Origin of the sequence: Pantoea vagans (genome assembly GCF_001506165.1) — a bacterium.
Lineage (GTDB): Bacteria > Pseudomonadota > Gammaproteobacteria > Enterobacterales > Enterobacteriaceae > Pantoea > Pantoea vagans_C.
In genome coordinates, this window is sequence record NZ_CP011427.1 from 2,245,116 (window position 1) to 2,267,352 (window position 22,237).

25 protein-coding genes and 1 other annotated feature are annotated in these 22,237 nt (G+C 52.7%); of the genes, 11 read left to right on the top strand and 14 right to left on the bottom strand.

Going from position 1 to position 22,237, the window contains the following annotated elements; genetic code table 11:
- Position 1: 1 nt before the first annotated feature.
- From btuC to LK04_RS10480, 11 genes are all read right to left on the bottom strand, one after another.
- On the bottom strand, positions 2–985 hold the full coding sequence (gene btuC / locus LK04_RS10435; protein WP_039335748.1) for a vitamin B12 ABC transporter permease BtuC: 984 nt from the start codon (positions 983–985) through the stop codon (positions 2–4).
- A gap of 88 nt (positions 986–1,073) precedes the next feature.
- Positions 1,074–1,436 carry a DUF2502 domain-containing protein gene (locus tag LK04_RS10440; RefSeq protein ID WP_039335746.1) on the bottom strand — a complete coding sequence of 121 codons (363 nt, stop codon included), beginning with the start codon at positions 1,434–1,436 and terminating at the stop codon, positions 1,074–1,076.
- Between the two features lie 192 nt (positions 1,437–1,628).
- The gene (ihfA, locus tag LK04_RS10445) at positions 1,629–1,931 is read right to left on the bottom strand and encodes an integration host factor subunit alpha (RefSeq protein WP_007892687.1); all 303 of its coding nucleotides are present in this window, start codon (positions 1,929–1,931) and stop codon (positions 1,629–1,631) included.
- A gap of 4 nt (positions 1,932–1,935) precedes the next feature.
- A complete protein-coding gene (gene pheT, locus LK04_RS10450; protein ID WP_039335743.1) occupies positions 1,936–4,323 on the bottom strand; it encodes a phenylalanine--tRNA ligase subunit beta in 2,388 nt (795 codons plus the stop codon).
- Between the two features lie 14 nt (positions 4,324–4,337).
- Positions 4,338–5,321, bottom strand: a complete 984-nt coding sequence (pheS, locus tag LK04_RS10455) for a phenylalanine--tRNA ligase subunit alpha (RefSeq protein WP_039335741.1) — start codon at positions 5,319–5,321, stop codon at positions 4,338–4,340.
- A gap of 71 nt (positions 5,322–5,392) precedes the next feature.
- Positions 5,393–5,518, bottom strand: a sequence feature (Phe leader region).
- Positions 5,469–5,513 (bottom strand): pheST operon leader peptide PheM, encoded by a 45-nt coding sequence (gene pheM, locus LK04_RS20670; protein ID WP_156138093.1) that lies wholly within the window; start codon positions 5,511–5,513, stop codon positions 5,469–5,471. Its footprint overlaps the feature before it by 45 nt.
- A 115-nt stretch (positions 5,519–5,633) precedes the next feature.
- Positions 5,634–5,990 carry a 50S ribosomal protein L20 gene (gene rplT, locus LK04_RS10460; protein WP_007892678.1) on the bottom strand — a complete coding sequence of 119 codons (357 nt, stop codon included), beginning with the start codon at positions 5,988–5,990 and terminating at the stop codon, positions 5,634–5,636.
- A gap of 82 nt (positions 5,991–6,072) precedes the next feature.
- Positions 6,073–6,270, bottom strand: a complete 198-nt coding sequence (gene rpmI, locus LK04_RS10465; protein ID WP_006118955.1) for a 50S ribosomal protein L35 — start codon at positions 6,268–6,270, stop codon at positions 6,073–6,075.
- A gap of 99 nt (positions 6,271–6,369) precedes the next feature.
- Positions 6,370–6,921, bottom strand: coding sequence for a translation initiation factor IF-3 (gene infC, locus LK04_RS10470; RefSeq protein WP_039335733.1), 552 nt, complete (start codon positions 6,919–6,921; stop codon positions 6,370–6,372).
- A 4-nt stretch (positions 6,922–6,925) separates the two neighbouring features.
- Positions 6,926–8,854, bottom strand: a complete 1,929-nt coding sequence (gene thrS, locus LK04_RS10475; protein ID WP_039335731.1) for a threonine--tRNA ligase — start codon at positions 8,852–8,854, stop codon at positions 6,926–6,928.
- Positions 8,855–9,098: 244 nt separating this feature from the next.
- Complete coding sequence (locus LK04_RS10480) at positions 9,099–9,860, bottom strand: DUF481 domain-containing protein (RefSeq protein ID WP_039335729.1); 762 nt, start codon at positions 9,858–9,860, stop codon at positions 9,099–9,101.
- Between the two features lie 330 nt (positions 9,861–10,190).
- On the opposite strand from LK04_RS10480, the gene ghoS reads away from it, so the two are divergent.
- Together ghoS and LK04_RS10490 are read left to right on the top strand one after the other, a co-directional pair.
- Positions 10,191–10,481: a type V toxin-antitoxin system endoribonuclease antitoxin GhoS gene (ghoS, locus tag LK04_RS10485; protein ID WP_058973123.1), complete on the top strand. Its 291-nt coding sequence runs from the start codon at positions 10,191–10,193 to the stop codon at positions 10,479–10,481.
- 89 nt (positions 10,482–10,570) lie between these two features.
- Complete coding sequence (locus LK04_RS10490; RefSeq protein WP_039335908.1) at positions 10,571–11,464, top strand: fructosamine kinase family protein; 894 nt, start codon at positions 10,571–10,573, stop codon at positions 11,462–11,464.
- A 4-nt stretch (positions 11,465–11,468) separates the two neighbouring features.
- Here LK04_RS10490 and LK04_RS10495 read toward each other — a convergent pair whose 3' ends face one another.
- Positions 11,469–12,005 (bottom strand): YniB family protein, encoded by a 537-nt coding sequence (locus tag LK04_RS10495; protein ID WP_039335910.1) that lies wholly within the window; start codon positions 12,003–12,005, stop codon positions 11,469–11,471.
- Positions 12,006–12,148: 143 nt separating this feature from the next.
- Between LK04_RS10495 and hxpB the strand changes: the two genes are divergently transcribed.
- From hxpB to LK04_RS10525, 6 genes are all read left to right on the top strand, one after another.
- Positions 12,149–12,817, top strand: a complete 669-nt coding sequence (gene hxpB / locus LK04_RS10500) for a hexitol phosphatase HxpB (RefSeq protein ID WP_039335911.1) — start codon at positions 12,149–12,151, stop codon at positions 12,815–12,817.
- Between the two features lie 308 nt (positions 12,818–13,125).
- Positions 13,126–13,962 (top strand): 5-dehydro-4-deoxy-D-glucuronate isomerase, encoded by an 837-nt coding sequence (kduI, locus tag LK04_RS10505; protein ID WP_039335914.1) that lies wholly within the window; start codon positions 13,126–13,128, stop codon positions 13,960–13,962.
- A gap of 11 nt (positions 13,963–13,973) precedes the next feature.
- Positions 13,974–14,735, top strand: coding sequence for a 2-dehydro-3-deoxy-D-gluconate 5-dehydrogenase KduD (kduD, locus tag LK04_RS10510; protein WP_039335917.1), 762 nt, complete (start codon positions 13,974–13,976; stop codon positions 14,733–14,735).
- 139 nt (positions 14,736–14,874) lie between these two features.
- Positions 14,875–15,465: a metal-dependent hydrolase gene (locus LK04_RS10515; RefSeq protein WP_039335932.1), complete on the top strand. Its 591-nt coding sequence runs from the start codon at positions 14,875–14,877 to the stop codon at positions 15,463–15,465.
- A 153-nt stretch (positions 15,466–15,618) separates the two neighbouring features.
- Positions 15,619–17,010 (top strand): L-cystine transporter, encoded by a 1,392-nt coding sequence (locus LK04_RS10520; RefSeq protein WP_039335919.1) that lies wholly within the window; start codon positions 15,619–15,621, stop codon positions 17,008–17,010.
- A gap of 196 nt (positions 17,011–17,206) precedes the next feature.
- A complete protein-coding gene (locus LK04_RS10525) occupies positions 17,207–17,590 on the top strand; it encodes a DUF6515 family protein (protein WP_039335921.1) in 384 nt (127 codons plus the stop codon).
- Between the two features lie 53 nt (positions 17,591–17,643).
- Here the strand turns inward: LK04_RS10525 and osmE are convergent, their stop codons facing one another.
- Positions 17,644–17,979 (bottom strand): osmotically-inducible lipoprotein OsmE, encoded by a 336-nt coding sequence (gene osmE / locus LK04_RS10530; protein ID WP_039335923.1) that lies wholly within the window; start codon positions 17,977–17,979, stop codon positions 17,644–17,646.
- Between the two features lie 190 nt (positions 17,980–18,169).
- Between osmE and LK04_RS10535 the strand changes: the two genes are divergently transcribed.
- The 3 genes from LK04_RS10535 to cho all read left to right on the top strand — a co-directional run bounded on the left by LK04_RS10535 (position 18,170) and on the right by cho (position 21,277).
- Complete coding sequence (locus LK04_RS10535; protein ID WP_039335924.1) at positions 18,170–19,360, top strand: multidrug effflux MFS transporter; 1,191 nt, start codon at positions 18,170–18,172, stop codon at positions 19,358–19,360.
- A gap of 117 nt (positions 19,361–19,477) precedes the next feature.
- Positions 19,478–20,305 (top strand): ammonia-dependent NAD(+) synthetase, encoded by an 828-nt coding sequence (nadE, locus tag LK04_RS10540; protein WP_039335927.1) that lies wholly within the window; start codon positions 19,478–19,480, stop codon positions 20,303–20,305.
- Between the two features lie 111 nt (positions 20,306–20,416).
- Positions 20,417–21,277, top strand: coding sequence for an excinuclease Cho (gene cho, locus LK04_RS10545; protein WP_039335928.1), 861 nt, complete (start codon positions 20,417–20,419; stop codon positions 21,275–21,277).
- 79 nt (positions 21,278–21,356) lie between these two features.
- Here cho and spy read toward each other — a convergent pair whose 3' ends face one another.
- Positions 21,357–21,854, bottom strand: a complete 498-nt coding sequence (gene spy / locus LK04_RS10550; protein WP_039335930.1) for an ATP-independent periplasmic protein-refolding chaperone Spy — start codon at positions 21,852–21,854, stop codon at positions 21,357–21,359.
- Positions 21,855–22,237 lie beyond the last annotated feature (383 nt).

Below are 22,237 nucleotides of genomic sequence, written 5' to 3' on the forward strand. Positions count from 1 at the left end.
GCTAGCGCGAAGACTTCACTAATAGCACAATAAATAGTGGTGCTCCCAGCGTGGCGGTCACCACACCAATCGGTAATTCCGCGGAGGTCAGCACCAGGCGCGCGATAATATCCGCCCCCAGCAACACCGCGGCACCCGCCAGAGCGGATGCCGGTAACAGATAACGATGATCACTCAAGCCACTCAGCCGAAGCAAATGTGGGATCACCAGTCCGACAAAACCGATTGCGCCGGCCATCGCCACACTGGCCCCCACCAGCCATCCCATTGCCAGCACTAACAGATTGCGCCACAGCAGCAGCGGTAAACCCAGCTGACGTGCTGAGGTCTCTCCCAGCGCCAGTAAATTGAGAGGGCGCGCGGTAGCGATGAGCAGTAACGTGACCGGCAACAGTGCCAGCATCATCCAGCCGTAACGCCAGTCAATGCCGCTGAAGCCGCCCATCATCCAGTACATCAGCTGGCGCAGATCGAGGCTGGTGCTAAAGTACACCGCCCACGTCATGATGGCGCTAAAGATAATGCCGAGCGCCACGCCCGTCAGCAGCAGGCGAGTAGCCGATAGCTGACGGTGAGCAAAATGCAGCAGAATGAGGGTGATGAATAACGCACCCGCCATGGCGGCCAACGCCAGACTCCACAACGAGCCATTACCCAGCATCACCCCCAGCACTAGACCGATTCCCGCACCATTGGACACGCCCAGCAGGCCGGGTTCTGCCAGCGGATTATTAAACAGCGCCTGCATCACCACGCCACTCACCGCCAGCGCGGCACCCACCAGCAATACAGCCAGGGTGCGCGGCAAACGCAGTTGCCAGACGAAGAGGTCGTTCGATGCGCTAAACCATTGTGTGGGGGGGATCCAGTTATCACCGGCACACAGGCTAATGATGAACAGAAGCAGCACAGCGGCACTGAGTAGCATCAGCCAACGCTGGCTGCGGCGGTCGGCCTGTCGGGCAAGCTGGTCCAGCAGAGTCATAGAAAAGATTGGCTGAGAAAACAGAGATTTGATTGTAGTGGGATTGTGGCAAAAAGAAAGCGGCACCTGAAGGTGCCGCTGAGGAGACTTAATGACGCGGAGGAATCGGTTGACCGTGATCATCATGCTGGTTGTGATTATCACGCGGGTCGTTGTGCTGCTGGCGAGGCTGCGGTTTGTTGTCATGACGCGGTGCGTTGCCCGGGTGCTGTGACTGCCAGCCGTTACCGTTCCAGTAACCGTGTGGACCTTTCATACCAACACGTTGGTTATGATGCTGTTTCCACCACGTAGGCGCACGCCAGTCATAGCCATCCCAGTAGTAGCCACGTTTATCCTGGTCACCGATATGAATCGATACCCCTGGGGTGTTCATGTTGACAGAAACATTGGCACTGGCCAGCAGCGGCATTCCTAACAGGATGCTTAATAAAAGTGCTGTCTTTTTCATCAGCGAAAACCTCTTGTAATGTGATGGCGCTGTTATAACAAATGAAATGAGACAGTCACTATCGGCGAGTGCCGATTTTCATCCTATTTTCCGGATACTTACGAAATCCTGACAATATGGAAAGATTGCGTAGATCGCCTGTTTTTCAGCCAATAAAAAAGGCCGCTAAGCGGCCTTTTTGTCATACTGAAATTAGTCAGCGTCCTTCGGTGTCGCGTTCTCGACGCGACTTTTCAACTTCTGCCCCGGACGGAATGTCACCACCCGGCGGGCAGTGATTGGAATATCTTCTCCCGTCTTCGGGTTACGGCCTGGACGTTGGTTTTTGTCACGCAGATCAAAGTTACCAAATCCGGACAGTTTAACCTGTTCTCCGTTTTCTAACGCACGGCGAACTTCTTCAAAGAAGAGCTCAACCAACTCTTTGGCATCGCGTTTGCTCAACCCGAGTTTTTCAAACAGGTACTCTGACATTTCAGCTTTTGTAAGCGCCATAGGTTCAATCCCTCAAGGTTGCCTGGAATCGCTCTTTTAATGCCGCAACGCATTTGGCAACGGTCGCGGCAATCTCCTCTTCTTCGAGTGTCCGGCTGGTATCCTGCAAAATCAGGCTAATCGCAAGGCTCTTTTCGCCCTCGTTTACGCCCTTACCACGGTACACGTCAAACAAGTTTACGCCAACTACCTGATTTACGCCAACTTTCTTACACTCCGCGATGATATCTGCTGCGGGCACGTTTTCAGCCACTACCACAGCGATATCACGACGGTTTGCTGGGAAGCGTGAAATCTCGCGCGCGTCAGGCAGGACGCGGTCTGCGACCTTATTCCAAAGCAGTTCAAACACTAAGGTGCGGCCGTTGAGATCCAGCTTACGTTCCAGCTCCGGATGAACCACCCCGATAAATCCGATTCGTTCGCCACGTAAATAAATTGCAGCGCTCTGTCCTGGATGCAGCGCCGGATTGGCCTCTGCACGGAAAGAAATCTCATCAAGTTTACCGGTCAAATCCAGCAGCGATTCTAAATCGCCTTTTAAATCATAGAAGTCAACCGCCTGACGCGCCAGATCCCAATGCTCTTCGTAGCGATTACCGCTCAGTACGCCCGCCAGCATAAGATCCTGGCGAATACCGAGATCGGCCTGAGTATCAGGAACAAAGCGCAAACCGCTTTCAAACAGGCGTACACGGCCTTGCTGACGGTTCTGGTTGTACACCACAGCCCCTAGCAGACCGGTCCACAGTGACAAACGCATCGCGGACATATCGCTGGAAATCGGGCTTGGCAGAATCAGCGCTTCTTCACCGGGATGCAGCAGCTGCTGCACTTTCGGATCAACGAAGCTGTAAGTGATGGCTTCCTGATAGCCTTTATCCACCAGCAGGCTGCGCGCACGTTTCAGGGATAAATCCGCTTCGCGATGCTGTGTCATGATCAGGTTGGCTTTCACCGGCACATCAGGAATGTTGTTGTAGCCGTAGACACGCGCCACTTCCTCAACCAAGTCTTCCTCAATAGCCATGTCGAAGCGCCAGCTTGGTGCGACAGCTTTCCACTCGCCGTTGCCCACGGTCACTTCACAACCCAGACGCGTCAGAATGTCTGTGACCTGCTCATCGGCAATCACGTGACCAATCAGGCGGTCCAGCTTTTCACGACGCAGCGTGATGGTGGCACGCTCAGGCAATTTGCTGGCGTCAGTTTGATCGATAACTGGACCCGCTTCACCGCCACAGATGTCCAGCAGCAGCTGAGTCGCGCGTTCAATCGCTTTGAACTGCAGCGCAGGATCGACACCACGCTCGTAACGGTGTGAAGCATCGGTATGCAGACCCTGACGACGGGCACGGCCGGTGATCGCCAGCGGTTCAAAGAAGGCGCACTCGAACAGCACGTTTTGGGTCTGATCGTTCACACCTGAGTGCTCACCACCAAAAATACCGCCCATCGCCAGCGCTTTCTGATGGTCCGCAATCACCAGCGTGTCGCTGCTGAGTTTAGCTTCGGTGCCATCCAACAGCGTCAGCACTTCGCCCTCTTCCGCCATGCGCACCACGATGCCGCCATCAATGCGGTCGAGGTCAAAGGCGTGCATAGGCTGGCCGAGTTCCAACAGAACGTAGTTGGTGATATCCACAACCGGGTCGATTGAACGAATACCGCAGCGACGCAGTTTTTCACGCATCCACAGTGGCGTTGCCGCCTGCACGTTGATGCCTTTTACTACGCGGCCGAGATAACGTGGGCAAGCATCTGTGGCATCTACGCGAATGGGGAAGGTGTCAGAAATGGTCGCGTTAACGGGTTCAATAGTGGGCTCCGTCAACGGCAAGCCGTTAACCACCGCCACGTCGCGCGCGATACCGATAATACCGAGGCAATCTGCACGGTTTGGCGTTACGCTGATTTCGATGGTGTTGTCATCCAACTGCAGATAGCTACGGATGTCAGTCCCGATTGGTGCATCCGCTGGCAGCTCAATGATGCCACTGTGATCGTCGGAAATTCCCAGCTCAGAGAAAGAGCACAGCATGCCTTCTGAAGGCTCACCGCGCAGTTTTGCCGCTTTGATTTTGAAATCACCTGGCAGCACAGCGCCCACGGTGGCGACTGCCACTTTCAGACCCTGACGGCAGTTTGGCGCGCCACAGACGATGTCCAGCAGGCGATCGCCGCCTACATTGATTTTGGTGACGCGCAGTTTGTCGGCGTTCGGGTGCTGGCCGCACTCCACCACTTCACCCACCACCACGCCATGGAACGCGCCGGCAACCGGATCAACACCGTCCACTTCCAGGCCGGCCATGGTGATTTGCTCAGACAGCGCAGCGCTGTCCAGGGCTGGATTTACCCATTCGCGTAACCAGAGTTCACTGAATTTCATTGGATAACCTGCCCTTATTTAAATTGTTTGAGGAAACGTAAATCATTTTCGAAGAAGGCGCGCAGATCGTTAACGCCATAGCGCAGCATGGTAAGACGCTCCATACCCATACCGAAGGCAAAGCCAGAGTAGACCTCCGGGTCAATGCCGACATTGCGCAGAACATTTGGATGCACCATGCCGCAGCCCAAGACTTCCAGCCACTTGCCGTTTTTACCCATCACATCCACTTCAGCGGAGGGTTCGGTGAACGGGAAGTAAGAAGGACGGAAGCGAATCTGCAGGTCTTCTTCAAAGAAGTTGTTCAGGAAATCGTGCAGCGTGCCTTTCAGGTTGGTGAAGCTGATGTCTTTATCAACAATCAGACCTTCCATCTGATGGAACATTGGGGTGTGCGTTTGATCGTAATCGTTACGATAAACGCGGCCTGGCGCAATAATGCGAATCGGCGGTTGTTGGTTTTTCATGGTGCGAATCTGCACGCCCGACGTTTGAGTACGCAGCAGGCGCGTGGCATCAAACCAGAAGGTGTCATGGTCGGCACGCGCTGGGTGATGTCCAGGAATGTTCAAGGCGTCGAAGTTGTGGTAGTCATCTTCGATTTCCGGGCCGGTTACCACCGCAAAGCCTAACTCGCCAAAGAAGTTTTCAATACGGTCGATAGTGCGGGTGACCGGATGCAGGCCGCCGTTCTCAATACGACGACCCGGCAGTGAAACATCAATGGTTTCTGCAGCAAGACGCGCATTCAGTTCAGCACTTTCCAGCGTGTTTTTACGCTCGTTAAGACGGTCCTGCACCTGCTGCTTGGCTTCGTTGATCACCGCGCCTGCCGCTGGACGGTCTTCTGCTGGCAGTTCGCGCAGGGTGGTCATCTGCAGCGTCAGGTGCCCTTTTTTACCCAGAAATTCGACGCGCACGGCGTCCAGGGCGGCGATATCCGACGCCTCGTCGATAGCGGCCGTGGCACGGGCCACCAGGTCTGCGAGTTGGGACATGATTTCCTCTTCTTCCAGCCGGGCTGGTCAGTTCTTGTTGGGATCCTGCGATCCGATTAAGTGTCGCCAGAAACAAAAAAGCCTCCACGGGGGAGGCTTTCAGCGCGATTTTTCGTTTCTTTTCTTATGCGCAAAAGCCCCTGATTTTCAGGTGCTAAAGTAAAAAAAGAAACGGAAAATAGTAGCGTGCATGCTTGCGTTACCTTGTCTTGATAGAAACCGCACTATTGAAAAGCCCAGCGGTTAAAATGTCAATCATTTGCGTGAGTTGCAGACAATAAAAAAGGGAGCAAGCTCCCTTTTTCACCTGACTTACGCCAGAGCTGATTTCGCTTTTTCAACCAGTGCCGTGAAGGTCACTTTGTCGAATACTGCGATGTCTGCCAGAATCTTACGGTCGATTTCAATAGAGGCTTTTTTCAGGCCATTGATGAAACGGCTGTAAGAGATACCGTTCTGACGAGCCGCTGCGTTGATACGCGCGATCCACAGTTGACGGAACTGACGCTTACGTTGACGACGGTCACGGTAAGCATACTGACCAGCTTTGATAACAGCCTGGAAAGCAACGCGGTAAACACGTGAACGTGCACCGTAGTAGCCTTTAGCTTGTTTTAAGATTTTCTTGTGACGTGCGCGAGCAATTACACCACGTTTTACGCGAGCCATGTGAGCTCTCCTATATCATATTCTGTGACGCCCTATTCCCTGCAATACGCAAAGTGTTCGGGCAGATTTATAAAAAGTTTACTTATGCGTATGGCAGGCAGGCAACAACCAGGCCCAGATCGCCTTTAGACACCATGCCTTTCGGACGCAGGTGACGTTTACGCTTGGTAGACTTCTTAGTCAGAATATGACGCAGGTTCGCGTGCTTACGCTTGAAGCCGCCAGAAGCGGTCTTCTTGAAGCGCTTAGCCGCGCCACGGACAGTTTTAATCTTTGGCATTTTTACAAATATCCACTTCGCATTGTTAATAAAATGAACCAGACAGGCGAATAAAATTCCGCACAGCGCAAACGCTGCGCGGGTTTATTACTTGAAGGCCTACTGTTTCTTCTTCGGTGCGAGCACCATGATCATCTGACGACCTTCGATCTTCGAAGGGAAGGATTCGACAATCGCCAGATCTAAATCATCACACAGGTCTTTACGGACGCGGTTAAGCACTTCCATACCGATCTGCTGGTGCGCCATCTCACGACCGCGGAAACGCAGCGTGATTTTGGCTTTATCGCCCTCTTCCAGAAAGCGAATCAGGTTGCGTAGTTTGACCTGATAGTCGCCATCATCGGTACCAGGACGGAATTTAATTTCCTTAACCTGGATAACTTTCTGCTTCTTCTTCTGCTCCTTAGAAGACTTACTCTTTTCATAAAGGAACTTGCCGTAATCCATAATACGGCAAACCGGCGGTTCGGCGTTCGGGCTGATTTCAACTAAATCTACGCCAGCTTCTTCGGCTTTCTCAATTGCTTCACGCAATGAAACGATGCCAAGTTGCTCGCCGTCTACGCCAGTTAAGCGCACTTCGGTAGCACGGATTTCGCCGTTGATACGGTTCGGACGCGTCGGTTGTACTCGTTTTCCGCCTTTAATAACCTTATTCCTCTAATTGGTGAAGATGTCGGCTGCGAATCTCTTGTTGCAGCTTCTCAACAAACACATCTACGTCCATGCTCCCGAGGTCTTTACCACGGCGGGTGCGAACAGCAACTTTGCCTGCTTCCACCTCTTTCTCACCGCAAACCAGCATATAAGGGACACGACGTAATGTGTGCTCGCGGATTTTAAAGCCTATCTTCTCGTTTCTCAAGTCTGCTTTGACACGAATGCCTGCTTTCTGCAATTTCTTTGTCAATTCGCTGACATAATCTGCCTGGCTGTCGGTGATATTCATCACTACAGCCTGCACGGGTGCCAGCCAGGTCGGGAAGAATCCTGCGAACTCTTCGGTCAGGATGCCAATAAAGCGCTCCATGGACCCCAGAATTGCACGGTGGATCATTACCGGTGTCTGGCGATCGTTGTTTTCACCCACATAAGTGGCGTCCAGACGTTTTGGCAGGGAGAAGTCTAGCTGAACGGTGCCACACTGCCATGCGCGGTCGAGGCAATCGTACAGGGTAAACTCGATTTTCGGGCCGTAGAAGGCGCCTTCTCCTGGCTGATATTCAAACGGAATTTCGTTTTCCTTCAGCGCTTCTGCTAAATCGACTTCCGCACGGTCCCACATTTCGTCGGTACCGATGCGTTTTTCCGGACGGGTAGACAATTTCACCACGATTTTTTCAAAACCGAAGGTGCTGTACATGTCGTACACCATGCGGATACAGCTGTTCACTTCATCACGTACCTGATCTTCGGTACAGAAGACGTGAGCATCATCCTGGGTAAAGCCACGAACACGCATCAGGCCGTGTAAGGCACCTGATGGTTCGTTACGGTGACAGCTACCAAACTCTGCCATGCGCAGCGGCAGGTCACGGTAAGATTTCAGACCCTGATTAAAGATCTGCACGTGTCCTGGGCAGTTCATCGGCTTGATGCAATATTCACGGTTCTCAGAAGAAGTGGTGAACATCGCCTCTTTGTAGTTTTCCCAGTGGCCGGTTTTTTCCCACAGCACGCGGTCCATCATGAACGGACCTTTCACTTCCTGGTAGTCGTACTCTTTCAGCTTGGTACGGACAAACACTTCCAGTTCACGGAAGATAGTCCAGCCGTCGTTGTGCCAGAACACCATGCCTGGCGCTTCTTCCTGCATATGATACAGGTCAAGCTGCTTACCGATTTTACGGTGATCGCGCTTCGCCGCTTCTTCCAGACGCTGCAGATAGGCAGCCAGCTGCTTCTTATCGCCCCACGCTGTACCGTAAATACGCTGCAGCATTTTGTTATCGCTGTTGCCGCGCCAGTAAGCACCGGAAATTTTCTGCAGTTTGAAGTGATGGCAGAAACGCATATTCGGCACGTGCGGACCGCGGCACATGTCGATGTATTCTTCATGATGATACAAACCAGGTTGATCATCGTGACTGATGTTTTCATCAAGAATGGTGGTTTTGTAGCTTTCGCCACGCTCAGCAAACACATCACGTGCTTCCTGCCAGCTCACCTTTTTCTTCACGACATCGTAATTTGTCTCAGCCAGCTGGTGCATGCGCTTTTCCAGCAGCTCAAGATCTTCCTGCGTCAGGGTGTGTTCGAGATCGACATCATAATAGAAGCCGTTATCAATCACCGGACCAATCGCCATTTTGGTATTCGGCCACAGCTGCTTGATTGCATGACCTAACAGGTGCGCGCAAGAGTGACGAATAATTTCCAGACCGGCTTCATCTTTGGCGGTGATAATTGCCACCTGAGCATCTTCGGTGATCGGATCAACCGCATCCACCAATTCGCCATTTACGCGGCCGGCAATACAGGCTTTCGCCAAACCCGGACCGATATCCAGAGCGATATCCATCACGCTGACCGGACGGTCAAAAACGCGCTGGCTGCCATCAGGAAGAGTAATTACTGGCATTTCATATCCTTATTGCAGTGGTAAGCCACACGAAAGCCTACATGCAAGATTCAGTTTCGTTTGAGTAGCTCGGCGTAATGTCAGACCCACGTTGTCGGAATGACGCCAGGAGTGTAAAGCGCCGGAGATAATAGCAGCTTTCACTCGCCAGCAAAACCCATCAAAAATGCGCTAAGCCAAAGAGAGATAAAAAAAAACCGCTACGCGGCACAGACCGGGTAGCGGTTGTTCAATCCGATCTCGCTTACATCGCGTAGGAGAGCTGAATCGTGGTTTTGGTGTCGGTACGATCCGGCGCAGATTCCGGCGGATTGTTGTTCCAGGTCACGTTGTATGCCAGCTTCAAAGCGAAGTGGGCATTGATTGCCACTTGCAGGCCGGTTTCAGAGTTGACGGTGGTGTCATCTCCGAAGCTGCTCAGAACGGAGACACCCTGAATGAACTTGGTGGTGTCCGTCAGCTGCCACTGATAGCTGACCGCGCCATAACCCAGCGCTTTGGTTTCATGACCACCCGCGTGGAAATCGTCATAACGCACACCCGGACCGAATTCAGCACGCAGTGAGTGCACTGGGCCGTTCAGGATCTGGCGACCATAACCTGCAGTCAGTACGTCACGTGAATCATAACCGTTGAAACGATCGCTCAACCAGCTTGCCTGACCGAACAGGTAGTCAGCGCTGTTGAGGTTGTAACGGGTACGGCCACCGAGGCTGTAAGTCTCTGACGAACGCTCATCATTTGAGGAGTTGTTCGCAGCATTACCCCAAAGACTGTAAGCGGTGTTGGTCTGATACCAGGTCATGTTGGTCGCAGCACTCAGCGCTGAGCTGGTGGTGTTACCGGTCTGAGCCAGATATCCCGCTGACGCGCTGCCTTCAAACGGTTTTTTCGCCGTTGAAGGGTCATCCATGGAGGTGAATACGGTGTTATCTGCAAATGCCTGGTGACAAAATGCTCCAGCAGAGAGCAATAAAACAGCGGACAGCTTATTAAAGGCTTTCATTAAATGTGACCCGTACGACAGTTTAAAAAATGATGAGTCTGAAGAGTTTTCCCGGCCAATCAATGCAATTTACGGTAAGTTTTGTAAAAAAATATGAAAGCGCCAGAAAAGCCAGGTTTCGTGTGGAAACCGCCCGTGGAATGAGACCTTTCCCATTTCCGGCGCGCATTATAAGAGGCAATTAGCGAAATAGCAGCTTAATTGCTACAAGAATTTTCCGAACCCTGCTGACACAGATTTACGCCCCTTCCCGGTCAGAATTGAGCAGAATTCGCTCTATCCGTTGCGCTGGTCTACGCTGAAATTTGTTCCATTACAATGAGGTGAAAGATGAGCGACCATGACCTTAAACGTTACGTTGTCACGCTAAACTATCTGGATGCGAGCTTAAGTGATTTGCAGTCCCTGAACAGTGTCATGGTAAATGGCGGTTATAGCACCACGTTGCACGATGAGAACGGCCACGCACATGAGTTGGGTACAAATAGTTATGGCCTGATAAGTGCACTGGAACAGCAGGATGTCATCGAGCAAACAATCGGGTTAGCTGAAGTGGCTTTGCATCGTAAACCGGAAGTGGTGGTCACCACTCTGGACGCTTTTTTGAAGGCGCAATCCTGAAGCGTGCAAAAATTAGGCAGCACCACTGGTTTTGCTGAAGTTTTGCGCGTTACAATCACACTTACGCAGCGAATAAAGAGGATTACCCAATGTGGTCAGCCGTTAGTCGTCTGTTAAGCGAACATGTCGGCAGTGCCGAAATCACTGAGCGTCAGGAGTTACCCGGTGGAGATGTCCATCCTGCCTGGCGTATTCGTTATGGTGAATTGGAGGTGTTCGTTAAGTGTAATACCCGCGATATGCTCACCCTGTTCAGTTGGGAAGCCGATCAACTTGATTTGCTCGCGCGTACCCAGACCGTTCGCGTACCCAAGGTGTATGGCGTAGGCAGCGATCGCGACAGCAGTTTTCTGCTGCTGGAGTATATTCATCCCGACCCTCTCAATGAGCACAGTGCCTTCCAACTCGGTCAACAATTAGCGCATCTGCACCAATGGAGTGAGCAGCCGCAGTTTGGCCTCGACTACGACAATAACATCACCACATCACCGCAACCCAACAGTTGGCTACGGCGCTGGTCCGTGTTCTTCGCTGAACAACGTATTGGATGGCAGTTACAACTCGCGGCTGAAAAAGGGGTGCAGTACGGCAATACAGAGTTGATTGTTGATTGTGTGCAGCGCGCCCTGGCTAACCATCATCCTCAGCCCTCTTTGTTACACGGTGATTTGTGGCCTGCTAACTGTGCAGGCAGCAGCAGCGGGCCATGGTTGTTTGATCCGGCCTGTTATTGGGGCGATCGCGAATGTGATTTAGCAATGCTGAGCTATTACGCCGATTTGCCTCGGCAGATTTACGAGGGTTACCACGCCGTGTGGCCGCTGGCGGAAGGTTTTTCACAGCGTCAGCCGGTTTACCAACTGTATTATCTGTTGAACCGTGCCAATGTGTTTGCTGGCAACTGGGCAAATGAAGCGCAATTCGCCATTGACCAGTTGCTGGAAGAAGATGTGTCAGGACAGCGTCAGGCCAAACCGGCCTGACCGCTTAAAGCATGCCTAACAGCTTGAGTACAAAGTATCCGGCAATCGCAATGACGATGGGCAGGATATAGAGCGGGAATATCTGTAGCAGGATGGTGTGGCGCGGCACATGGATTTTTTCTTCCAGCTGCGCGCGAGTCCGCCCTTCCGAACCTTTCGCTTGCTCCAGAATCATTTGATCCTCTATCCCTTCTTTAATATGGCGAGATTGACGCCACATCCGTGCACCAGACGCCTGCAACGCAATCCCGACAAAGATCAGGATGTAGATGATCCAGAAGCCGATGTTGGCACCGCCGTTGAATTCAGGCACCGGAGAGTTTTGCCAAAATACGTTTAAAAACGGCGTGTTGAACTTGACCATATCCACCATGACGTGGACAAAATCGAGCATGACGGCATCAATGCCAGGCTGCTTTTCACTGTGTTTAAACATGAAGCCGAGGATTGAGATGATGGTCGATAGCAGCGCTGGAATGAAAATGACCCAGCCGGCCACTCGCTTAAGGATGGCGATGCGGCCAGCCTGTTGATAAGTCATGGTGTTTCCTTCACATACAGTAGTTTTGCCCTAAGTCTACCTGCACTGATGCATTTTTTCCTGAAAAATGCGTAACCTGCCGTGAGTCGGTTTTCCAGGCCTGCCATGTTAAGGTATGACAAATTTTTAAACGGAGCTGTTGTATGTCTTATCGTCGCCCTGTCGTGGCCGCTATTTTTGATATGGACGGATTGCTGATCGATTCAGAGCCGTTATGGGATCAGGCCGAGCTGGATATTTTTTCCAGTCTGGGTGTGGATATCTCCCGCCGCCACGAACTGCCGGATACCTTAGGTCTGCGTATTGATCAGACCGTGCGCATGTGGTTTGAAGCGCTGCCGTGGAATGGGCCAGATCAAGCCGAAGTGACGCAGCGGATTATTGCGCGTGCGCTGGGCTTAGTTGAGGAGACACGACCACTGTTGCCGGGTGTGGAGCAGGCTCTGCAACTTTGCCAACAGCAGGGATTAAAAATCGCCCTCGCCTCTGCGTCTCCTCTGTTTATGTTAGAGCGTGTGCTGGAGATGTTCGATCTGCGTCACTATTTCGATGCTATTGCGTCGGCGGAAGCCCTTCCTTATAGCAAGCCACATCCTCAGGTGTATCTGGATGCTGCCGCTAAGTTGGGTGTTGATCCGTTGAACTGCGTGACGCTGGAAGATTCGTTTAATGGCATGATCGCCACTAAAGCTGCACGCATGCGTTCCATCGTGGTGCCAGCGGAATCGCATCGTGACGATGCACGTTGGGCGCTGGCGAATGTGAAGCTGGCGGATTTGACAGAGCTGCGGGCTGAGCATCTGTTTAACTAATGCCATCGGTTCGGTCGCTGTACGTTCAGGCGCTCAAGCCAGGACAGACCCGTCCGATCGCAAAGACAACACGCATCCCTGCAGATCGGCCGGGCCATCCTTGGCCCGGACGCTTTGCTCTTCGGACGGGTCTGTCCTGTCTATAGCACGTTAATCATCGCTTTAATAAATGCATGCATTGTGCGTTTTTGATCGTCCACACAAATAAATAAAACAACGTTTCATTTTTATTGAATTACCATCCCATCCTGCCTAAGATGCCCAAAGACCCGATTCGGGACACTTCCTTTAACATTGAGAGGCCTGAGATGGACGTTCGTCAAAGCATCCACAGTGAGCATGCAAAGAATCTCGATACTGCGGGACTGCGCCGCGAATTCTTGATCGAAAAGATCTTTGAGGCAGATAACTACACACTGACCTACAGCCATATTGACCGCATCATTATCGGTGGCGTGATGCCGGTGCAGCAGTCGGTGACTATCGGAGAGGAAGTCGGCAAGCAGTTGGGCGTCAGCTATTTTCTTGAACGCCGTGAATTAGGGGTGATAAATGTCGGCGGGCCGGGATTGATTGACGTTGATGGTAAAACCTGGGAGATCGGCCATCAGGAGGCCCTGTATGTGGGGCAAGGGACGAAGCGCGTCATCTTCCGCAGCAGCGATGCCCGCCATCCTGCAAAGTTCTACTACAACAGTGCACCGGCGCATACGCGCTATCCCGACAGGAAAATCACGCTGGAGGATGCCGTCAAAGCCACACTGGGCGATGCCGCCACCTCGAACCGTCGCACCATCAATAAATTCATCGTGCCGGACGTCCTTCCCACCTGTCAGCTCACCATGGGATTGACCCGCCTTGATGATGGTAACCTGTGGAATACCATGCCCTGCCATACCCATGAGCGCCGCATGGAAGTGTACTTCTATTTTGATATGCCAGATGACAGCGCCGTGTTTCATATGATGGGACAACCACAAGAGACGCGCCATTTACTGGTGCATAACGAGCAAGCGGTTATCTCACCCAGTTGGTCTATCCACGCCGGTGTCGGCACCCAACGCTATACCTTTATCTGGGGCATGGTCGGTGAAAATCAGGTGTTTGATGATATGGACCACGTCAGTATCAGCGCGCTGCGCTAACAGGAGGCACAATGATCCTTAACGCATTCAATCTCGAAGGCAAAGTTGCGCTGGTGACCGGCTGTAATACTGGCTTAGGCCAGGGGATGGCATTGGGTCTGGCGCAAGCAGGCTGCGATATCATTGGAGTAAACCGCGCAGGTCCGGCTGATACCCAAGCCAAAGTCGCAGCGTTGGGGCGGCGCTTCTGGTCCATTCAGGCCGATCTCACCAAGCCGACAGGGGTGCCGCACATTGTCGAGCAAGCCGTTGCCTGTGCCGGGCGCATTGATATCCTGGTCAACAATGCCGGTATTATTCGCCGCGAAGATGCACTCAATTTTAGTGAGCAAGACTGGGATGATGTGATGAACATCAACAGCAAAAGCCTGTTTTTCCTGTCTCAGCACGTTGCCCGCCAGTTTATTGCGCAGGGTAACGGCGGCAAGATCATTAACATTGCCTCAATGTTGTCATTCCAGGGCGGTATTCGCGTACCTTCTTATACCGCATCGAAAAGCGCAGTAATGGGCTTAACCCGCCTGATGGCGAATGAGTGGGCCAAACACGGCATCAACGTCAACGCTATTGCACCGGGTTATATGGCAACCAATAACACCGAGCAACTGCGCAGCGACGAATCGCGTAATGAAGAGATCCTGGGACGTATTCCATCGGGCCGTTGGGGTAACCCCGATGACATGATGGGGCCGATCGTGTTTCTCGCCTCAAGCGCGTCTGACTATGTTCAGGGATATACGTTGGCCGTCGATGGTGGATGGTTAGCACGCTAAGCTAACCTGTTCTTTTCCCGCGTCATTATGACGCGGGGAAGTGAAAAATATTAACGCTTCGTTACAGCGTCACCATTCTCATTTACTGGATAAATCCCTATACTGGATGCATCGACAGTTTTTGCAGCCAGGTTTCATCATGACGGCCGAAGGCCATATCATTTTTGCCATTGCCAGCGCGATTTTTGCCAAGCGCGCGGAGTTGACGCCGGTTTTGGCTAGCGCCGATTGGTGGCATCTTGTGCCTGCTGCGCTGTTGACTTGCCTGCTGCCTGATATCGATCATCCTAAATCCGTGCTGGGCCAGCGTTTAAGATGGATATCCCATCCGATTGCGCGCGCCTTCGGCCATCGCGGCTTTACGCACAGCTTGCTGGCGGTCGCGGTCAGCTTGTGGCTGTTCCAGATTAATGTTCCCGCCGACTGGTTTTTACCCGCAGATGTGTTGCAGGGCATGACGCTGGGTTATCTCAGCCATATCATCGCCGATATGCTTACCCCCGCTGGCGTCCCGCTGCTGTGGCCCTGCCGCTGGCGCTTTCGCCTACCTTTGCTGAATAGCCAGAAAGGCAATCAACTAGAGCGTGCGTTGTGCCTGGCATTGGTGGGTTATGCACTGTGGTTCCCGCCCGGCACGCCCTCTTTTGGTGCTAACGGCTGGCCAGAACAACTGTTCAATACGCTACAAAATGGAGTGGGTCGGGTAATAAACGGACAGAAAGAGCAATAAGCATACAAATTGCGAGATTAAGTTATAAGCCATTCTTTTTGGATATAAGCCTGCACTTTCATGAACTGGTAACATTCCTGACATTCCCTGACGGGAATTGACTATTTTCCGCGCCAGCTCATGACGCTGCGCGGCTCATCTCTGGAGTCGAGCATGGATTTTCCCCTCATTCTTAATATCGTGGCCTTTGTCGCGCTGCTGATTGTTCTCAATCGCATTGGCAACCAAAGCTGGAGTTTGTCGAAGCGCGTACTCACCGGTCTGGTGTTTGGCGTGTTTTTCGGTTTGGCGCTGCAAACCATTTATGGTGAGAACAGCCCGGTCGTGAAGGACTCGATTAGCTGGTTCAATATTGTCGGTAATGGCTATGTGCAGTTGCTGCAGATGATCGTCATGCCTTTAGTGTTTGCCTCTATCCTCAGTGCCGTTGCGCGTCTGCATAATGCTTCTTCACTGGGCAAAATCAGCGTACTGACCATTGGTGTGCTGCTGTTTACCACCGCCATCTCCGCCTTGGTAGGCGTGCTGGTCACCGGACTGTTTGGCCTGAGCGCGGAAGGTTTAGTGCAAGGTGCCCAGGAAACCGCCCGTCTGAGCGCGATTCAGAGCAACTATGTCGGCAAAGTGGCTGATTTGAGTACGCCGCAGTTACTGCTCTCCTTTATCCCGAAAAATCCGTTTGCGGACATGGCGGGTGCTAACCCAACCTCAATCATCAGCGTGGTGATTTTCGCCGCCTTCCTTGGTGTCGCGGCTTTGCAGTTGTTGAAAGATGACAAAGTCAAAGGCGAGCGTGTGCTGGTAGCTATCGATACCCTGCAATCCTGGGTGATGAAGCTGGTGCGTTTGATCATGAAGCTCACCCCTTACGGCGTGCTGGCGTTGATGACCAAAGTGGTAGCGGGCTCTAACCTGCAAGACATCATCAAACTGGGTGGTTTCGTGGTGGCTTCTTACCTTGGTCTGGCCATCATGTTCGGGGTGCATGCCCTGCTGCTGTCAGTTAATGGCATTAACCCAATGCGTTTCTTCCGCAAAGTGTGGCCAGTGATTACCTTCGCCTTCACCAGCCGTTCCAGCGCGGCCAGCATTCCGTTGAATGTGGAGACGCAGACGCGCCGCCTGGGTGTGCCAGAATCGATTGCCAGCTTCTCTGCCTCGTTTGGTGCCACTATCGGTCAGAACGGCTGTGCTGGTCTCTATCCGACCATGTTGGCGGTGATGGTCGCGCCAACCGTGGGCATCAATCCATTTGATCCGATGTGGATTGCCACCCTGGTCGGTATCGTCACTCTCAGCTCTGCCGGTGTGGCTGGCGTGGGTGGTGGTGCCACCTTCGCGGCACTGATTGTCTTGCCTGCGATGGGTCTGCCAGTGACGTTAGTCGCCCTGTTGATCTCCATCGAACCGTTAATTGATATGGGCCGTACCGCCTTGAACGTCAATGGTTCGATGACGGCCGGTTCTTTGACCAGCCGCTGGCTCGGTTTGACCGATAAAAAAGTACTGGAAAGCGACGAACACGCCGAACTGGCGCACCGCTAATCTTCCACAGCCAGACAACGGCAGGCCGCAAAGCCTGCCGTTTTTTTTGGCTTCAGCTCCGCAATTCAGCCTAATCGTGGTGCCAGCGTCAGGAAAGTGTTAAGCATGGTAAACAGACGAAAAATCAGCCATTTTTCACTTGAGTTTTAGCGTGCAAAGGCTAATTCTGCTATCAGTCATAGCAGGAGAAACACCGATGAAAAACGTTATCGCCTCGGTGCTGGCGTTAACCTTATTAACACCAGCCATTAGTTTTGCCCACCCTTACGGATGGGGACCAGGTCCAGGTCCACATTGGGGTGGCGGTCCACGTTGGGGTGGCCCCGGCCCGCTGCGCTTCTTACCTGAAGCGGCAACTGCGGTGCTGATCGGCGGCCTGACCTATTACATGCTGAATGGCAATTACTATCAACGTCAGGGTGACACCTACGTCGTGGTGCAAGCGCCTGAAGCGCCACCATCAGGCGGTATGCGGGTGCTGGATTTCAACGGTAAGCGCTACTATGTGCAGGAAGGCCACTATTACCAGCGCGAAGTCGGTGGTAATTATGTCGAGGTGCCGCGTCCCTACGGACTCTAAGCCCAACGAAAAACGGCCCGTCTTAGACGGGCCGCTTCGTTAATCTGTCACGCTTACTGTGCGGCTTGCGGGTCAGTATCGTAATCTTTGCAGCTCTGGAAACCGTAATTCATGACGCGACCCACATCGTTATAACTCACGAAGTAGGTTTGTTGTTTACCATCACGCTCACCGATAACATAAGTCTGGCAAGTACCACGGGCATGCACCATGGTAATTTCAGTCGACGGCGGTCCAGCAATCTGGCGAACCTGGTCGCGGGTCATGCCTTTTTTCACATCCTTCACCACCGGCTTAGTCACATAGCTTTCGGCTTTGTCATAAGTCGTACAACCAGACAGGGCTACCAGCGTTAACGCAGTAGCGATACATCCCAGCACTTTATTCATCTTTATATTCCTCATACTTTGTCCATGTCACACTAATCCTGGAACATAAATCCAGATTTATCAAATCACTGGCTTCGCTTTCAGCCCATTCTGAAGCGTTAGTTTTTCGTAAAGTTGCTGTGTTGCGGCCTCCCGCTTCGTATAATCCTCCGGCAAAAAAATCTTAAGACAGAAAGAAAACAGAGGATCAATGACACCTGCACACTCCAATCGGTTGGTTTACGCCATTACGCTCGGCTTGCTGGCGGCACTCGGGCCGTTATGTATCGACCTGTATTTACCCGCACTACCTGAACTGGCTCGCGACCTGCACACCGAAACCGCCACCGCACAGCTGAGTTTAACCGCCGGTCTGCTGGGTCTGGGCGCAGGCCAACTGCTGTTTGGTCCCATGAGCGACAAATTCGGTCGTATTAAACCGTTGCTGTTATCGCTGGTGCTGCTGTTTATTGCCTCAATTGGCTGCGCACTGGCTAAAGATATTCATTCACTGCTGGTCGCTCGCCTGTTTGAAGGCTTAGCGGGCGCGGGCGGCGCAGTCCTGTCGAGAGCCATCGCGCGCGATATGTACAGCGGCCATGAATTAACGCGATTCTTCGCGCTGTTGATGTTAGTTAACGGCCTGGCACCGATTGGTGCACCGGTGCTTGGTGGCGTACTGATGACGGTGCTGAACTGGCGCGGCATTTTCGTGGTATTGGGCTGTATTGCGGTGTTACTGATTTTCCTCGCGCGCTGGAAGCTGCACGAAACCTTGCCCGCTGAACGTCGTAGCCAGGGCTCGATCTTTTCCGCATGGGCCGCGCTGGGCCAGGTTGTCACCCATCGTCCCTTTATGGGCTTCTGCCTGACGCAAGGTTTCATGATGTCAGGGATGTTTGCTTACATCGGCGCATCGCCATTTGTACTGCAACAGATTTATGGTTTATCACCGCAGGCGTTCAGTTTTTGCTTCGCTGCTAACGGCATCGGTCTGATTATTGCATCACAAACCAGTGCCCGATTGTGCCCGCTGTGGGGTGAGTATCGCGTGTTGAAAGGGGGACTAGCATTGGCATTCGTCGCCTCAAGCTGTCTGTTGCTGGCGGGACTGACCCACGCTGCCCTGCCGGTGATTTTGGTTGCGCTGTTCTTTACCATCGCCAGCAACGGTGTGATTGCCACCACCGCGTCATCCCTGGCGATGCAGAGCCAGGGACATCGCGCAGGCAGTGCCTCAGCGGTCATTGGTGTCACCATGTTTACGCTGGGCGCAATCAGCGTGCCCGTCACCGGACTGGGCGGCACCTCGGTAGTCAGCATGACGGGTACTATTTTTGGCTGCTTCATGCTGGCAATTTTGATGTTCATCGTATTGGCGAAAAAGCCTAAAAGCGCCTGAAAATCCTGCAAATAAGTGCGACAGCAAGCCTCGCGGCTTGTTGTTTGCCAGCAGAGGGGTTAGCTTTAACAAATGATTCGCATTGTGCCGTCAGGCTACAGACTTGAGGAGAGGTTCATGTCACTGCAGCAGGAAATCATTGAAGCCCTTGGTGTAAAACCCGTTATCGATGCACAGCAGGAAATCCGCGTAAGCGTTGATTTTCTGAAGTCCTACCTGAAAGCCAATCCCTTTTTAAAAACTCTGGTGCTGGGTATCAGTGGCGGCCAGGACTCTACGCTCACCGGCATCTTGTCACAAACCGCAATTCGCGAACTGCGTGAAGAAACCGGCGACAACGATTACACCTTTATTGCGGTACGCCTGCCGTACGGTGTGCAGGCTGATGAACAGGATTGTCAGGATGCGCTGGCATTTATCCAGCCAGACCGCACGCTGGTGGTGAATATCAAAGAGGCGATTCTGGCCAGTGAACGTGCGCTGAAAGAAGCGGGCATCGTGGTCTCTGATTTTGTGCGCGGCAACGAGAAAGCCCGTGAGCGTATGAAAGCGCAGTACAGCATCGCTGGGATGACCAAAGGGGTTGTCGTCGGTACCGACCACGCGGCAGAAGCCATTACCGGTTTCTTCACCAAATACGGTGATGGCGGCAGTGACATTAACCCAATCTTCCGTCTGCACAAAGGTCAGGGCAAACAGTTGCTGAAAACTCTGGGCTGCCCGGAACATCTTTACCTGAAGCACCCAACGGCTGACCTGGAAGATGATCGCCCTGGCTTGCAGGATGAAGTGGCGCTTGGCGTCACTTACCAGCAGATTGATGCCTATCTGGAAGGTAAAACCATTGATGCCGCCGCTGCGAAAACCATCGAAGGCTGGTATCTGAAAACCGAACACAAACGTCGCCCACCGATCACTGTGTTTGACGATTTCTGGAAGAAGTAATCTCTTAGCGTTTCCCGCGATACCGGCGGGAAACGCCCTCTTCAGCCACGCGTTGGCGAAATAAGCACCTGCCTGATATACTGGACGAACAACCAGTAATCGGAGTGAGCTTTGGTCAGACGTGCTGCCAGCCACCGCCTCGATTTTGATGCGGCGGCCATTTATCAATATCCCGAACATCTTCGCCAATGGCTGGAAGGATTACCCAATCAGCCTGGGGTGTACACCTTTCACGGTGACAGCGAAAACTTACCTTTGTATATCGGTAAAAGCGTCAACCTGCGCAGTCGCGTGATGGCGCATTTTCGTACGCCCGATGAAGCCAGCATGTTGCGCCAGGCGCGACGCGTCACTTGGATACCCACCGCCGGCGATTTGGGCGCACAGCTGCTTGAAGCGCAAATGATCAAAACACAGCAGCCGCTGTTCAATAAACGCCTGCGTAAGAATCGTCAGCTCTGTTCACTGCAACTTGACGCTGGCGCGCCGCAGGTGGTTTACGCCAAAGATCTCGATTTCTCCTGCTCACCCAATCTTTACGGTCTGTTCCGCAGTCGTTTTGCCGCGCTGGAAAAGCTTAAATCCATCGCCGATGAACAGCGGTTGTGCCATGGGTTATTAGGATTAGAGCGCTTGAGTGCAGGACGAGGCTGTTTCCGCGCCGCACTAAAGCGCTGTGCCGGAGCCTGTTGTGGCAACGAATCGGTTGAGGATCATCAGCAACGTTTGCATGCGGCGCTAGAGCAGATGCGCGTGGTGTGTTGGCCGTGGCAAGGTCCCGTTGGCATGGTGGAAGTCGGTACAGAGATGACGCAGATCCACGTGATTGATCATTGGTTCTGGCTGGGTTCAGTCACAACAGAGGCTGAAGCGCGTCAACTAGAGCGCGCGCGTCATGGCTTCGACCATGACGGATATAAAATTCTCTGCCGTCCCCTGCTCTCTGGCGTCTTCCCGCTTATCGAGCTTTAAAAACAAAACCGCCGACGCTGCCCAAAGCATCAGATGCAGTGGACAACGTCGGCGGTCTCAAACCGATTAGCTAAACGGCTTATTCACCATCAGCCGGCGGTGGCGGCATTTTACCGTCATGCGGGCCTTTCTCTGTCAGACGTTTCTCAAAATTAGCGTTGTACTGTTTTTTCTGCTCAGGCGTCAGCACGTTGTAAATCTTGTTCTGAGTTTCCATCATCTTCAGCGCACGATCTTTTGCGTTGGCGGTCATTTTCTCGGCCTGCGCTTCTGCTTTCGCCTTATCGAAGGTATCGGAAGCAATGATGCTGTGGTTCGCACGGCGCTCTTCCAGCGACGGACGTTTCATATCTTTATGGCTGTCACGCATGATGGTTTTGATCTGGGCTTTCTGCGCGTCAGTCAGATTAAGGCCTTTAAACATCATCTCCATGCCGTGATGGCGCATCGGCGGCTTGTGCATCGGCTTTTCGCTACCCGCTGGCGGTGGTGTGAGGTTGTCCGCAGCAGCGTGGACGATGTTGGCAGCACCAAGAGCCATTGTAGTAGCCAGGAACAGGGAAGTGAGTTTACGCATAATATTGTCCTTACTATTCAGTTTCATGACGACAAGGTGTGTCGCGTCTTCGGAAACAAGCATACGACGCCAAACGTCAACTACTCAGAGGCTGAGTAAAGCCCTGAAAGCATAAAAGACAAAGATCAGGCAATCATGGAGAGAAAGAGAAGAAATGCGTGAGGAATTGCAAAAGAGTATGACAATCAAGAAGAAATGCGCAGGAATTAAGGAGGAGTGTAACGGTATTGTCGGATTTGAGGAAGGAAAATATCGGTCTGTTAAAGGATGCCAGATATCGTCGTGCGCAACCTTCAGGCCCGCCCCTTGCCCCCGACCGTGACGGCGCGATTTATCGCACCAACAGGAAGTTATTCCGCTGCTTAAAGGCGCGCAATAAATTG

Coding starts and splice junctions, on each gene's coding strand:
- btuC (WP_039335748.1), bottom strand. CDS start 985: ATGACTCTGCTGGACCAGCTTGCCCGACAGGCCGACCGCCGCAGCCAG.
- LK04_RS10440 (WP_039335746.1), bottom strand. CDS start 1,436: ATGAAAAAGACAGCACTTTTATTAAGCATCCTGTTAGGAATGCCGCTG.
- ihfA (WP_007892687.1), bottom strand. CDS start 1,931: ATGGCGCTTACAAAAGCTGAAATGTCAGAGTACCTGTTTGAAAAACTC.
- pheT (WP_039335743.1), bottom strand. CDS start 4,323: ATGAAATTCAGTGAACTCTGGTTACGCGAATGGGTAAATCCAGCCCTG.
- pheS (WP_039335741.1), bottom strand. CDS start 5,321: ATGTCCCAACTCGCAGACCTGGTGGCCCGTGCCACGGCCGCTATCGAC.
- rplT (WP_007892678.1), bottom strand. CDS start 5,990: ATGGCTCGCGTAAAACGTGGTGTAATTGCTCGCGCACGTCACAAGAAA.
- rpmI (WP_006118955.1), bottom strand. CDS start 6,270: ATGCCAAAGATTAAAACTGTCCGTGGCGCGGCTAAGCGCTTCAAGAAG.
- thrS (WP_039335731.1), bottom strand. CDS start 8,854: ATGCCAGTAATTACTCTTCCTGATGGCAGCCAGCGCGTTTTTGACCGT.
- LK04_RS10480 (WP_039335729.1), bottom strand. CDS start 9,860: ATGAAAGCCTTTAATAAGCTGTCCGCTGTTTTATTGCTCTCTGCTGGA.
- ghoS (WP_058973123.1), top strand. CDS start 10,191: ATGAGCGACCATGACCTTAAACGTTACGTTGTCACGCTAAACTATCTG.
- LK04_RS10490 (WP_039335908.1), top strand. CDS start 10,571: ATGTGGTCAGCCGTTAGTCGTCTGTTAAGCGAACATGTCGGCAGTGCC.
- LK04_RS10495 (WP_039335910.1), bottom strand. CDS start 12,005: ATGACTTATCAACAGGCTGGCCGCATCGCCATCCTTAAGCGAGTGGCC.
- hxpB (WP_039335911.1), top strand. CDS start 12,149: ATGTCTTATCGTCGCCCTGTCGTGGCCGCTATTTTTGATATGGACGGA.
- kduI (WP_039335914.1), top strand. CDS start 13,126: ATGGACGTTCGTCAAAGCATCCACAGTGAGCATGCAAAGAATCTCGAT.
- kduD (WP_039335917.1), top strand. CDS start 13,974: ATGATCCTTAACGCATTCAATCTCGAAGGCAAAGTTGCGCTGGTGACC.
- LK04_RS10515 (WP_039335932.1), top strand. CDS start 14,875: ATGACGGCCGAAGGCCATATCATTTTTGCCATTGCCAGCGCGATTTTT.
- LK04_RS10520 (WP_039335919.1), top strand. CDS start 15,619: ATGGATTTTCCCCTCATTCTTAATATCGTGGCCTTTGTCGCGCTGCTG.
- LK04_RS10525 (WP_039335921.1), top strand. CDS start 17,207: ATGAAAAACGTTATCGCCTCGGTGCTGGCGTTAACCTTATTAACACCA.
- osmE (WP_039335923.1), bottom strand. CDS start 17,979: ATGAATAAAGTGCTGGGATGTATCGCTACTGCGTTAACGCTGGTAGCC.
- LK04_RS10535 (WP_039335924.1), top strand. CDS start 18,170: ATGACACCTGCACACTCCAATCGGTTGGTTTACGCCATTACGCTCGGC.
- nadE (WP_039335927.1), top strand. CDS start 19,478: ATGTCACTGCAGCAGGAAATCATTGAAGCCCTTGGTGTAAAACCCGTT.
- spy (WP_039335930.1), bottom strand. CDS start 21,854: ATGCGTAAACTCACTTCCCTGTTCCTGGCTACTACAATGGCTCTTGGT.